This window comes from Leucobacter sp., assembly GCF_053528595.1.
In genome coordinates this window covers 119,795-133,178 of sequence record NZ_JAIVPF010000025.1, presented here as the reverse complement: position 1 = coordinate 133,178, position 13,384 = coordinate 119,795, and the positions used below count along the sequence as shown (strand labels likewise).

Genomic DNA, 13,384 nt, shown 5'->3' with positions numbered 1-13,384 from the left:
TCCTAGCCCGCTTCGACGACGCCGCACCAGGAAGCGAGGAACAAAGCCATGGACTTCGTGCACCTCCGGACGGACTCGATGCTCACCCGCTCGTCGAAGCCGTGGATGTTCTCCGAGACCGGTCCGTAGACCAGGGTGGGCATGTTCCCGTAGTTCACGAAGACCCGGCCGTCGAGATAGCCGGGAGTGGTGAACGACGTGAGCTCCTCGGAGAAGACGGCCTCGTGGGTCTGCTCGAGCAGCCCCTCCGCGTCGCTGCCGGGTTCGAGTACGTAGCCCTCCGCGTAGAAGCCGTCAGGGATCAGCTGCACCTCGAACGAGGATCCCGCGGCCGCCCGCTCGACGCAGCTGGCGATCTCGCCCCAGGCCTCGTCCGCGGTGGTGCCGGGATAGGTGGCGACGCGGACGCGGAGCTCGCACCACGCGGGAACGCTCGACGGCCAGTCGCCGCCGCGGATGCCGCCGATGTTGAAGTTGATGGGGTGATCGAGATCCTCGAAGTACCGGTGGTTCGCCCGATCCCGGTTCCACTCCTCCTCGATCTCGCGCAAGGCCGCGATGACCTCGTATGCCGCATCGATCGCGTTGAAGCCGTTCGCCATCTCGCGCGGATGCGTGGGGCTGCCGCTCACCCGGGCCGTGAACCAGAGCACTCCGACGTTCGCCCGCACGAGCGCGTCCTCCTCCGGCTCGGAGATGATGACCGCGTCCGCCTCGTACCCGCGGAGGAGCGCTGCGAGGGAGCCGTTGCCCGTGCACTCCTCTTCGACGACGGACTGCAGATGCACGCGACCGGTCAGTTCGAGGCCGGCCTTCCGGATGGCGTCGAACGCGTACAGGTTGGAGATGAGGCCGGCCTTCATGTCTCCGGCCCCGCGCCCGTACATCCAGCCGTCGCGGATCTCGGCATCCCAGGGGGAGCGCGACCACTGCGACTCGGGCCCTTCGGGTACCACGTCGATGTGGCCATTGAGGATCAGGGACCTCCCGAGCTCCTGCTCCGGCCGATAGGTGCCGACCACGTTGGTCATGGCGGTGTAGTCGACGGTCGACGGTCCGAAGCCGGGGTGCGCCTCGAGCTCCGGCGACGCGATCGTCCAGCGATCGACCTCCAAGCCGAGATCGCGCAGGCGTCCCTCGATGAGATCCTGGGCCGGCTCCTCGCCCGCCCTGAGCGAGGGCGACGCGACGAGGTCGGCGGTTGCGGCGAGCTGCTCATCGAACTGAGCATCGACGGCGGCGAGGATCCTCTCCGCGAGGTCGTTCGAGATCATGTGTGAGTCCTCCGGGTTTCTCGGTTGGCGGTGTGCGCAGGTCAGGCGTCGACGACGATCGGCTTGTCCTTCACGCGCAGCCGCTCGCCGAAGAAGCCGCCGATGGCGGTCAGCAGCGAGATCGCGATCAGGATGATGGCGGCACCCCAGGACGCATTGTTCGAGACGGTCAGCATCGCGGTGGCGATCAGCGGGAGGAAGCCGCTCGTGGCGCCGGCGATGTTGTAGCCGAGGGCGACGCCGGAGTAGCGCAGCTTCGCCGGGAACAGCTCCGCGAGGAGGGCGCCGGAAACGGCGTAGGCGATGGTGACCAGCAGGATTCCGACGGTGATGGCGAGGGTGATCGCGACCGGGGAACGGGTGTCGATGAGCAGGAACAGCGGGAAGGCGGCGACCCCGGTGAGGATCCCGCCCCACATGGTGACGCGACCCGGGCCGACGCGCTCGGCGAGGCGGCCGGCGAAGACGGTCATGAAGATCTGCGCGACCGCGGCGATGAGCGTGGCGTTGACCATGACCTGGCGGTCCACGCCCAGGGTGTTCGCACCGTAGGAGACGACGAACGTGGTGATCATGTAGAAGCCGCCGACGCCCAGCAGCGCGCTGAGAACCGCGACGATCAGACGACCCCAGGCGTAGCGGAAGACCTCGAGCGCGGGAACCTTCGCGGTCTCCTCCTGGGCGAGGAGATCCTCGAAGATCGGGGACTCCTCTACCTTGACGCGGATGTAGAGGGCGACGAGGAGCAACGGGAACGCGAGCAGGAAGGGGACGCGCCAGCCCCACGAGTCGAAGCTCTCCGGAGGGAGCAGCAGCACGACCGCGAACGCGCCGGAGGAGAGGAGGGTGCCCACCGGGGAGCCGATCTGCACCAGGGCCGCGAATCGGCCGCGCTTCTCCGCCGGTGCGTGCTCGACCGCCATCGTCACGGCTCCGCCCCACTCGCCGCCGACAGCGAGGCCCTGCACCAGGCGGAGGACCGCGAGCAGGATCGGCGCTGCGAGGCCGATGCTCCCGAAGTCGGGAAGCAGCCCGATGAGACCCGTGGCGACACCGATCATCACGATCGTGATGAGCAGTGCGGGCCGGCGACCCATCTTGTCTCCGATGTAGCCGAAGAGCAGTGCCCCGATCGGGCGCGCGGCGAAGCCCACACCGAAGGTCGCGAACGCGGCGAGCAGCGCCGCGGTCGGGTCGAGCTCGGTGAAGAACAGCCGGTTGAACACCAGCGCGGCGGCGGTGCCGAAGAGGAAGTAGTCGTACCATTCGAGAGCCGTGCCGACGAACGCGGCGCGCGCGATCCGGCCGGCGTCGGCTCCGCTGATGGTGGTCGGTGCCGAGGGGTGATCCTGCAGTTGAGACATCCGTGTTCCGATCGTGAGAGTGACACCCGGTGCGGTCCTGAGGCGGCATCGAATCCGGACCGCTCGGGCAAGGCATCATCGACGTGATGAGTCGATGGATCCGAGACTACGTCTCCCGGATGACACCGTCGGTGTCTCTATGGAGCCGGATCGGGGCGTCGGGTGTGCATATCGACACCGACCTCCTCGGAATGCAGAACGAGGATCGCGATCGCCGCATCCCGGGGCACGCTGAGATCCAGACCGGTCAGCTCGTGGAAGGCGCGCATCCGCTTGAAGACCGTGTTCCGGTGGAGATAGAGCTCGTCTGCGGTCGTCTGGATCGATCCGCTCCGCATGAAGGCATGAATCGTCTGCGCGAACCGCGACCGCTCCTCGGGTGCCGCGTTCGCGAAGTCGCCGATGAGCTCATGCTCGAAGCCGGCGATCCGATCCAGAACGATATCGCCCGCCAGATGCTGGAAACCGTCCTTGAGTGTGAAGGGGCCCGATTGGGACCGGACCGTTGAGAGCCGCTTCGCCAGCGCTGCGGCCGAGACCAGCCGCTCGATGCCCGAGATCCTCGAGATGTACACGCCGTCGAGCTCGGGCGCGGACACCGGCCAATCGACCGGGCCCCTCCGCGAGCGGAACAGATAGACCAGCTCGCCGTCCTCGTAGCCGAGCGCCCCGAAGCGCGAGACGCCGCTGTGGCGCTGCCCGGCGATCGACGACGAGTCGACCGCGAACATCTCGAACGTGTCGTTCGGGCGCAGCCCGAGGAGCTCGGCGATCCGCGCCAGCTCCTCCGCCCCGGCGTGCCCGGAGAAGAGTCTTGCGAGCGCGCGCTCTCGCGCAGTCCGCTGGAACTGCTCCATTCGCTGCGTTTCGTCGAGGAACGCGTGCTGGACCTCGGTCGCATAGCGCTCGACGACGTTGAGCACGCGTTCTCCGTTCGCGACGAGTTCATTCACGAGGTCCGGCTGGGCCGCCCGATCGAGCGCTCTCCAGAGCAGCCGGAAATTGATCCGGACCGCCTCGGTGAACTGATCGATGCGCACCCCCTGGCGCGCCCGTCGCCGCCCCAGGGCTTCCGGGAACTCGGCTGATATCTCCTCGCCCTCCGGGCTCGCGAGGCGATTCAGGAAGAGATCGAACGCCTGCAGCGCCGTGCGCTCCAGATCCTCTCGGGAGACCGGGCCATCGGAGTACCCCTCGTGGCTCTCCAGTTCGGCGAGGAAGTCGTGCAGGAGGTCGGGCACGTCCGTCCGCACGCGTGCGAGGAGCTCCTGCCAAGGCGATTCGTCCATGGTGCCATTCTCGCGGGACCGGGCGCGTATGGGCATCCGGATCGGGGAACGGCATGATCATGCGAGTGGTGCGGTCGACCGGCAGCGCGCAGCCTCCATCCCGCCATCGGCGGACCGCGCTGCGGCGAGGGCGCCTCGCCCGCGGCGGACGTCTGGGAAACGAGAAGAAGCGGGCCTCATTCGGCTCCGTCGGGGAACGAAGCCGAATGAGACCCGCGATGGGGCGTCGGGGCGAGCAGGGCCAGGTTGGGGAGAGTAGGGGATCCTGGATTACTCGACTTCCGACTGCCGGTCGGGGTTCGCCTGTGCAACACAGAGGGAGAGAACGCGAACCCCGACGGTCTTGCGCTCGGGCGTCACTCGCCCGGCGTGTGCTCCTTCCTGCGACGCCGCGCCACCAGGAGCGCGGCACCCGCGAGCAGCAGCACCGACGTCGCGGCGATCGCGCCGGTGAGCGGCGCTCCGCCGGTCGTGCTGAGCTTCCGGAAGGTGTTGGTCACCTCGACCGTGTTCCCGTCGCCGTGGAGGTCGGCGATCACGCCGTCCTCCGCTCCGCCGTCGGTGCGGTCGTCGGTGTCCACGATCGTGACCGTCGCGCCCCGGGGCACATCGGTCTCGGCCACCTTGCAGGTGACGCCCGCGAGGACCTCGATGGTGCGGCTCTCGCCGTGCTTCAGCGCGAACTCCGCGTCGGCGGGCTCGAGCGGGAACGGGACGTCGCCGTCGGTGCCGTGGTAGGTGCAGTCCAGCTCGAAGCGGTACTCCGCCCCCTCGGGGCCGGGTCCCGAGACCGTCTTCGACACCGTGAGCTTCGCGAGCTCCAGCGCGTTCGTGACCTCGATCGTGTTCCCGTCTCCGACGAGATCGCTCACCTCGCCGTCGGTGTCACCGCCGAGGGTCGTGCCGTCGCTGTCGAGGTAGGTGACCACCGCACCGGCCGGCGCGTCAGTCTCCACGACACCGCAGTCGACCCCCTTGAGCACCTCGACGGTGCGGCTCTCGCCGTGCTTCAGCGTGAACTTCGCATCGTCGTCGGCGAGCGGATAGGCCGTCCGGGTGACGGTCCCGTCCTCGCCGGCAACCGGGTAGGTGCAGGCGAGCTCGAAGGAGTACGACTCGCCCGTGTCGGGGCCCACGACCTTCTTCGACACCGTGAGAGAGGCCTGGTCGAAGGTGTTCACCGCGGTCAGAGTGAGCTTCTGAGGAGTATCCACGTCGCCCTTCGTGACGATCGCCGCGTTGTCGTAGCCGTCGTGGTCCACGGTCGCTCGGCTCGCGCCCTGTGCGTTCGTCTCCTCGCCGAAGCAGCGGGCGCCGAACGGAATGAGCACGGGCTCGCCGTCGATCTCGGGGGAGACGGTCTCGCCGCCCTTGACCCGCAACACCCCGCTGTACACGTCCACGATTCGGCCATCGACGTCGACCTGGCAGGTGACCGCCACCTCGAACGGGAGATCCTTCACGAAGGCGTGCTCGGCGGCCGCTCCCTCGAGGGTCTTCACGACCTCGATGGTGCCGGCGGAGTACTCGTTCACGAAGCCCGCGATCTGCACGGTCTCGGGATCGCGATCGATGGTGATCTGCACCGGGGCCGGCGTTTCGTCGGCACCGCCGTTCGCGGTCTCGGTGATGGTGCACTCCGCGCCGACGGGCAGATCGTCGAACTGCCCCGATTCGATCGCCGCGGTCCCGTCACCGGTGAGGGTCACGTTCTCGTTCAGCACCTCGGCGTCTCGGTAGGTGCATACCGCGGTGAAGCCGAACTCGTAGGCGTCCTTGAGGCCGACACCGGCGCCGTCGAGCTCCTTGAGGATCCTGAACGAGCCCACCTCGAAGGTGTTCACCACGGTGATCGCGAACGCCGCGTCCTCCTCGCCGGTCAGCAGCACGCCATCCGCGGGGTCGACGGAGACCTCGGTGGCGCCTGCGGCGTCGGTCTCGGTCGCGGTGCAGTTCGCGCCCACGGGTGCGGTGAAGGTCTCCGATTCGCCGCCCCGCAACGTGATGTCCTGCGGGTAGCCGCCGGCGCCCCAGGAGGTGCCGTCGATCCGGCAGTCCACCGTGATCGCGAACTCGGTGTCGGCGTGCAGGTGCGCGCCGTTCCCCTCCACCGTCTTCGCGACGACGAAGTCGGTCATCTCGAAGGTATTGGTCGCCGTGATCGTGATCGGGTTCTCAGGCTCGAAGTCGAGCCTCACACCGCCCTCGGGATCGATCGAGACCTCGGTCGCGCCTCCGTCGTCGGTCTCGACCGCCGTGCAGTTCGCCCCCGCGGGAGCGGACAACTCGGACGATTCGCCGCCCTTGAGCGTCACCGTCCTCGGGTACCCGCGGACGGTTGAACCGCCCAGCGTGCAGGTCACCTCGAGGTCGAACTCGGTGTCGGCGTGATACTGCGCACCCGCCCCGTCGATCACCTTCGCGACCGTGAATTTCGCAGCCGGCGTGAGCGCCAGGTCGAGCGTCAGATTCGTGAAGTCGTCCGCCGTGAGCGGCGTGAGCGTCAGCCCGGCCACGTTGTCGATCAGCGGCTCCTCGCCCGCGATGGGGTCGGTATCCGTGTCGGCCGACAGCGTGATCACACCCGAGGAGCGCACACCGGCGCCATCGGCGATCGCATGGTGGTCTCCGTCTTCGTTCACATCGGTGTTCGGATCGGAGACCGGGGCGGGTGCCGGGATCGCGCCCCCCAGCTTCCCGTCCGCGGCGAACTCGCCGGCCGGGATGGTGACGTAGTAGTCGCCCGCGGAGAGATCGTTCACCACCCAGCGGCCCTGTTGTTCGCCGCCCAGGGTCGTGGTCGTCGCGACCACGCTGCCCGCAGCATTGCGCACCTGCACAGTCACGCCCTCGGGAGCGGGGCGGTCGGTGCCGGCGGTGTACTCGCCGTCTCCGTTCAGGTCGTACCAGATCAGGTCGCCCAGCGAGAAGCCGGCTACGCGAACCGAGACGGTGTCCGAGGTGAGCAACTGGTCGCCGTTGTTCAGCGTCTTGCTGATCGCGGTGAACCGATTGGTATAGATGTCACCCGGATCGTTGCCCGCCTGATCGGTCCGGAAGGTGATGACGATGCCCGACTTGTCCGCGTCGGCGGTGGTCGTCAGCGGCGAGTCGGCCACGAACTTGAAGCCGGTCGCGTTCGGGGTGAACGTCGTCGACCAGATCGAGGGATCGGTGTCGTCCTGCTGGCGCTGCGGCACCTGCGCGCCGGGGACCGTCGTGTAGTGGAACGTGCCCGATCGTGCGGTCGTGGCGTCGAAGTCGAACGCCTTCGGAGCCTCGTGCAGACGGCTCGTACCCGAATAGTCGGACGACGGTGTGCGGTTCACGTTCGCCGCGTTCGTCGCGTCGCCGTTGTAGGGCAGCACGTCGTAGATCGTCGGCGGCTGGATCGCCAGCGTCTCGCTGAAGTTCTTCACCTGCAGGGTGTACTGCTGATCGTCGTTCTGCAGGTCGAGCGTGCGGTCGACGCTCTTCTTCAGCTGCACCTGGCCCGATTGCTCGATGCGGATCGTGTGGTCGTCCTTGTGGGCGCTGACCGGCACGATGCCGTCGGCCGCGATCGCGGCCCAGTTCACGGCGGTCGTGTTCGGCGGCGCCATCGAGTCCGTGGTCGTGGCGACCCGCAGCACGGGCAGGTCCTCGTTCGGCGTCCGCGTGCCCAGATTCCACACCAGCGTCGTCGTGCCGTCGGGATTCGCCGTCACCGAGGTGGGCGCAGTGCCGCCCTCGATCGCCTGGGTCGCCGCCTCGTTGTAGGCGACGAACTTCGGCAGCGTGTCGGTCACCACCACGTTGTTCACCGGCGTCGCGGGGTTCGAATTCGCCGTGAGCGTCGCGGTGATCTCCCACACGACGGGCTTGCCGGCCATGGCAGCACCGGTCACCCCGTAGTCGGCGACGCCGGACGAGGACTGACCCAGCACGTCGGAGGCGATCGTCCGCTTCTGCAGCTTCATCGTCGCACGCGTCACCGTCCAGCGATCGCCCTGCAGCGATCCCGATTCCCCGGCCTGATGCGCACCGCTGGTGCCCCCGGCCCCCGGTACATAGCTGGCGGTGTTCCAGTTCGGCAAGTACGTCGAGCTCTTCACGTTGCCGTAGTTCGCGGCGACGGTGCCCGAGGGGATGGCCTCGCCGTCGTGCGGGCCGCCTGCATAGGTATCGCGCTGTTCGAATGCGAGGAGCCAGTAGTTCAACTCGCCCGACCGGATCACGTAGCCGTCAGCCGACTTGATCCAGACCACGTTGGTGTCGTCCGAAGGTGTGTCGGACCATTCGATATCGGGGGATCCGCACACGGTATTCGCGCCGTTCGTCGCCTGCCGCTGCCGGGTCCAGTCTCCCTCGTACCGGTTCGTCGTCAGATCGAAGACGCCGGTGTTCGGATCGTCGCCGGTGAGGTCCACGCGACCGTACTGCACGATCCAGTCTGATTGACGCGCCCGCTGTTCATCGGGGGTCAGCGTCCAGCTGTCGCCGTACCGCGCAAGCATCACGGAGTACTGGTCCGCCGCATAGCCCGGACCGCCGTCGAGGGTGGGCAGAGTGCTCGTCTTCGCAAGCGGAGCGAGCTTGAGCACCGTGCTGTCGAAGACATCGCACATCTCCGCCGATGTCATCGGGTTGCCGGTGTTGTTGAGCCGGATGGAGCTGGTGAACGCCTGACCGGGCTGCACCTGAGCAGCGCCGTCGTGGGACCCGCCCATGCCCGGAAGGAGCGCCTCGTTGCCGTGCCACGGCCGTCCGAAGTTGAGGATGTACTTCGCCCAGGAGCCCGGCGCGATGCGGATCGTGACGGGGCCCGCGACGTTGTTGCTCGTGCGACCGTCCTCCATCGCCTCGCAGTTCGTGGATCCATCGTTCGTCGGCCCGGGCTCGCAGTAGCCCGGCTCGGTGCCCGAACCGTAGTTCGAGGCCCCGGAGATGCCCAGCGGGTCGAAATCGCCCACGCGGTTGGAGACGCTGATCTCGCCGACGCCGTCATCCGGCGCCCCCACCAGGCGATCGATCTCGGAGCTCGGGATGAACACGCCGATCCGATAGGAGGCCACGTAGAACGGCCCCGCGGCGAGCGACTGCCCAGCCGCGGTCTGGGTCGGGTAGTTGCGCCCTGAAGCATCGATGCCGTTGAGGGTCAGCGTGTAGTTGCCGGTGTCGGCGGCTCCGGTGCGAGCGATGCTGCAGTTGCCAGAGTTGGCCACGCTGTTCGTCTGCGTCGCGGCAGCGACCACCCCGGGTCGGCTGTACACCAGTCCGTTGGCCGGCTGACCGCCGTTCGGCCCCATGCTGGGCTCGCAGCGGTCGAGATACCACTTCAGGCCCGAGACGCCGCTGCCCGCCGCCTCGCCGCCGGGGCCGGCGACCGAACGCGTGCCCCAGAAGCTCTCCTCGAGTGTGATGGGCTGCTGGAATGCCTCGACGCCGCTCTTGCGGTCGGTCGAGATCTGCACGGTGTACCAGTAGCGGATGCCCGTGGTCACCTCTCCGTCGACCACGACCGAGGCGGGGCTCCAGTTGGCGGGGAGCTTCTCGACGTCGTAGCGCGGTGCCGCGGTGACCTCGATCGGCGGCACCTCCGGACCGGCATCGGGCTGCGCAGTCGCGGCGCCGTTGCCGTCGACGGCGTAGAAGCGCGAGGCGGTCTCGAAGGAGGAGCCGTTCGGCGACAGGCTCGACGGTTGCACCTGGGTCGACAGGATGTACGCCGACGGAGCGGGGGCGACGCCCATCTCGCCGAGCACGCAGCTCAGGGTGAGGCTCGTGGTGCCGGCCGGCGGAGTCGTCTTCGCAGCGATCGCGGTGCCCGAGGGCAGCGCGACGATCCGGCTCTTCGCCTGGTCGCAGACCGCGGGAATCGAGGCGAAGTTCGCGATCGCACCGTTCTGCAAGGTGATCGTCTGCTCGAAGACGGCATCCGTGAACGCGCCCCCGAGCGAGCCGTCCTCGCTCTCCGTCGTCAGCGACCAGTTGAACGCCACGATGTCGGACGAGCGCACCCGCGTGTTCGCGGTGCTCGAGTCGTTGCCCGGGTCGGAGTCGTTCGCATCGAAGGTCGGCGTTCCGGTGAGGATCGATTTACCGCCCACGCCGTCCGGGTCGTCTGCGAGTTTCGCGTCGAGCTTCCACACCGGGTAGACGAGGGCGTTCAGCGTCACGTCCGTGCCGGTGAGATCGGCTGCAGCCCTGTCCAGGCCTCCGGCGCGCGTGAAGGCGTTGTCGCCGCTCGCCGCCGGGTGGGTCGCGTAGACGTTGCCGTTCGCGTCGGAGGTCACGATCTCGATCTTCACCGCGGTACCGGAGACGTCCGCCTCCTTGATCGACCACGAGCCGTCTGCCGCGGTGGTCGTCGTGCCCACCACGGTGCCGCCGGCGTCGAGCGCGTTCACGACGACGCCGGCGAGACCCCTGTCGATGTCGCCCGGCGCGCCGCTCGCATCGAGCGCGCCGTTCTTGTTCGCGTCGACCGACACCACGCCGTGGGCCAGATCGCCCGGTGCGGCGTTCGCCGCGGATACGGGCACCAGCATCATCCCGGCGAGTGCGAGCACGGTGCCCAGCGCCGGTGCACGTCTGACCGTGTTCGTCAGTGTCGGTTCGGCGTTCCCCGCTCCGGCTCGTCTCGCCCGAGCAGGGAGGAGCCGTGTGAATCTCAGCAGCATGCCGGTTCTCCCTCATACCTCACAGTGGAGCCCGCGACCTCGAGTGCCGGCCGTGGACGTATCGAGAGCGCGGGCAGAACCGCCCGGCGCTCGGTGACTCCTCACTCTCTCCGAGGGGGCGGAGATCGTTCCAGCGCGACCTGGGGTGAAGACGAGGTGAGGTTCTCGGGCAACCCCGGTGCCCACCTGGGGTGAAGACGGGGTGAGGCTTCTCGGAGTGGTCCGGATGGCCTGAACGCTCCGACTACAGTGAATCCACGGTGCGTATCGGGGGATCCGCGAAGGCGCGGATGGGGCACGACATCAGAGTTGAGGAGGTACTGCGGATGTCGAGATCGGTGAATCGTTTCATTGCCATAGCCGGTGACGGCGAATACGTCCTTGCCGATTCGAGCGGACGTGTCATCCAGCAGGGCCGCCTGCCTGCGAGGATCTCGGCGTCGATCGTGGTGATCGCCGACTACTCGCTTCTCGAACGGCCCGAGCTGGCCGAGTACGCCGACTCGGACCGCATCGGGTTGCTGCGCCCGGATCGCCGGCAGAGCGCGATCAGCGCCGCCCGCCAATGGGCGCGCACTCCGCAGGGCGACCGGGCGTATCTCTGCCTTGCCACCGAGTTCCCCGAACTGCGTCCGCTGTTCTCGGCTCGTGCGGAGATCGTCTCGGACCAGCGGCTCATGCTCGATCGCGTGCGTGAGCGACTGGTGGCGGTGTCGCCCGAGTACGCCGCCATCCTGAGCGATCGCGATGAACTGATCACCCAGGCGCTCCCGATCCTTCGCGATCACCCCACACCGAAGCATCTGCAATCCGCGGCGATCGTGCAGCTCAGCCACGTCCTGCACGAGCATCTGCCGGAGGGCAGGCAGACCGTGATCGACCGGCTGTTCGCGCTTCGCGACGGCGGCGGCCGCGGAGTGGTTCGCCCCGCCGCGATCGCAGTGGAGACCGCCGAGGCCATGATCCCCGGTGACATCGACACCTATCTGCAGCTCGAAGCCCACCTCACCGAGGTCGATCAGCGAATCTACCGGCAGATCTCCCGCGACGCCGTCGGCGCCACTGCGACGACCGATCCTCGGCGGTTCTCGCTCCTCCAGCTGTCCGGCTCTCCTGCTCGCCGCACGGAGCCTTCGGACGACCCGGAGAAGCTGATCGCCGAGATCGCAGAACTGCTGGCCAAGCGCTACACGCCGGAACGGCATGCGCTCAGCGACTACGAGACTTTCCTGTGCGTCCGGACGGCGCTCGACGCACCCGGAGCGCGGCTCGAACCGGAGGTGGCACTACGGCTCGAAACCCTCGGCCAGCTGCTCGCGCTGTCCACGGGGCGCTTCCACGACGCGATCCGGTACCGCACCGCCTGCGACGCGCAACTGGCGAGGCTGACCCCTCCGAGCGATCAGCCCTCCGGGCTCGTAAGGCTCCTCACCGATGCCACTCTCGCGATGGCGATCACCGAGATGTGCGCGATCGACTTCGTCACCGGCTTCACCGCTCTGCGCGCTGCGGTCGAGAGCAGAGGTGCGCAGCGGGCGACCCCCGAGATCCTCGGCGAGGCACTCGGCCTCTTCGCCCTGGCGATCATCTTCTTCGGCGAGCACTCGCACTATCCGCAAGCGCTCGAGCTGATGCGCGGCACCATCGCGCAGCTCGGCGGGGCGGGGCCCGCTCGCGCGATGGCGGACATCTCCGAGTACTTCCTCATCGGAGGAAGGCTCGACGCCCGGCCCGACGCCCTCGATCAGGCGCGGGCCCGGGCCGAGGAGCACAGTAGGGAAACGCACTACCGGGCCTACTTCCACTACGTGACGATGCTCACCTGCTACGTGACCGACCAGCCGGAGAACGGCATCACCGCCTACTCGGAGATCGCACACGAGGGGCTGTGGTCGAGATACAACCGCCGCATGAACCGGCTCGCCCGCCTCAACTACTCGATCATGCTCGCGGGACTCGGCAAGATCGGGCTCGCCCGCCGGGAGCTCGCCGCGATCCAGCAGTCCTCGGATCGCACCACCGAGGGGGCCGACGGCGTGATCCGCGAGTTCACCGAACTCCGGCTCGACCTCTCCACCGGAGAGCACAAGCACGTGCTCGCGCGGACTCGGACGGACGGGCCCCTCGGCGAGGAGCAGATCGTGGGCGTGCATCTGCGCCGCTACGTGCCGACCTCCCTGCTGTTCCACGGCACCGCGCTGTGGAGGGAGGGGGCTCGAGAACGCGCGATCGAGTGCTTCGTCAGGGCCACCGCGCTGGCCGCCTCCGGCTACGAGTGGTACGCGCTCCTCGCAGGCCAGACTCCCGAATACCACGAATGGGTGGACGCGCTCGACGCATCCCGGCTTCCAGCAGGTCTCACGCCGGAGATCCACGCGGCGCTGCGTTCACGTCCGCCGTTCATCTCCCTGTCCCTGCCGGCGCTCACGCCGAGGCAGCGACGCATCATGCCGCTCCTCGCCCAGGGCCGTTCGATCAGCTCGATCGCGACCGAGCTGCACGTCAGCATGAACACGCTGAAGACGCACCTGCGCGCGCTCTATCAGAAGCTCGGAGTGAAGTCGCGTGACCAGGCGGTGATCCAGGCCGAGGCATACGGGCTGTTCGACCTGCCCTCGGAGGGGTACGGCGAGGTGCGGGAGTAGCGACGTACGGGGCTTCCGCCGAGCCGACTCGACTTGCGCGATGCCGGCGGGCTCGCGGTCCCGGCCCGCGATCGGGGACGCGGGTGACGGGCTCGTCGCGCTCCGGAGATCGCAGCAGAGGCGGTCGTGATGCGCCGGAGCCCCGCCCCG

The 13,384-nt window shown here is 68.2% G+C and carries 5 protein-coding genes; 1 reads left to right on the top strand and 4 read right to left on the bottom strand.

What is annotated here, in order from left to right; genetic code table 11:
• Positions 1 to 2: 2 nt before the first annotated feature.
• The 4 genes from ACWKZU_RS05035 to ACWKZU_RS05020 all read right to left on the bottom strand — a co-directional run bounded on the left by ACWKZU_RS05035 (position 3) and on the right by ACWKZU_RS05020 (position 10,589).
• Positions 3 to 1,274, bottom strand: a complete 1,272-nt coding sequence (locus tag ACWKZU_RS05035) for an ArgE/DapE family deacylase (RefSeq protein ID WP_449281302.1) — start codon at positions 1,272 to 1,274, stop codon at positions 3 to 5.
• Between the two features lie 41 nt (positions 1,275 to 1,315).
• On the bottom strand, positions 1,316 to 2,638 hold the full coding sequence (locus tag ACWKZU_RS05030; RefSeq protein ID WP_449281301.1) for an MFS transporter: 1,323 nt from the start codon (positions 2,636 to 2,638) through the stop codon (positions 1,316 to 1,318).
• Between the two features lie 137 nt (positions 2,639 to 2,775).
• The gene (locus ACWKZU_RS05025; protein ID WP_449281300.1) at positions 2,776 to 3,927 is read right to left on the bottom strand and encodes a helix-turn-helix domain-containing protein; all 1,152 of its coding nucleotides are present in this window, start codon (positions 3,925 to 3,927) and stop codon (positions 2,776 to 2,778) included.
• Positions 3,928 to 4,283: 356 nt separating this feature from the next.
• Positions 4,284 to 10,589 (bottom strand): DUF5979 domain-containing protein, encoded by a 6,306-nt coding sequence (locus ACWKZU_RS05020; RefSeq protein WP_449281299.1) that lies wholly within the window; start codon positions 10,587 to 10,589, stop codon positions 4,284 to 4,286.
• Between the two features lie 326 nt (positions 10,590 to 10,915).
• Between ACWKZU_RS05020 and ACWKZU_RS05015 the strand changes: the two genes are divergently transcribed.
• Complete coding sequence (locus ACWKZU_RS05015) at positions 10,916 to 13,234, top strand: response regulator transcription factor (protein WP_449281298.1); 2,319 nt, start codon at positions 10,916 to 10,918, stop codon at positions 13,232 to 13,234.
• Positions 13,235 to 13,384: the final 150 nt, after the last annotated feature.

Excerpts from the sequence above, each read along its gene's own strand:
- ACWKZU_RS05035 (WP_449281302.1), bottom strand. The coding sequence starts at position 1,274 with ATGATCTCGAACGACCTCGCGGAGAGGATCCTCGCCGCCGTCGATGCT.
- ACWKZU_RS05030 (WP_449281301.1), bottom strand. The coding sequence starts at position 2,638 with ATGTCTCAACTGCAGGATCACCCCTCGGCACCGACCACCATCAGCGGA.
- ACWKZU_RS05025 (WP_449281300.1), bottom strand. The coding sequence starts at position 3,927 with ATGGACGAATCGCCTTGGCAGGAGCTCCTCGCACGCGTGCGGACGGAC.
- ACWKZU_RS05020 (WP_449281299.1), bottom strand. The coding sequence starts at position 10,589 with ATGCTGCTGAGATTCACACGGCTCCTCCCTGCTCGGGCGAGACGAGCC.
- ACWKZU_RS05015 (WP_449281298.1), top strand. The coding sequence starts at position 10,916 with ATGTCGAGATCGGTGAATCGTTTCATTGCCATAGCCGGTGACGGCGAA.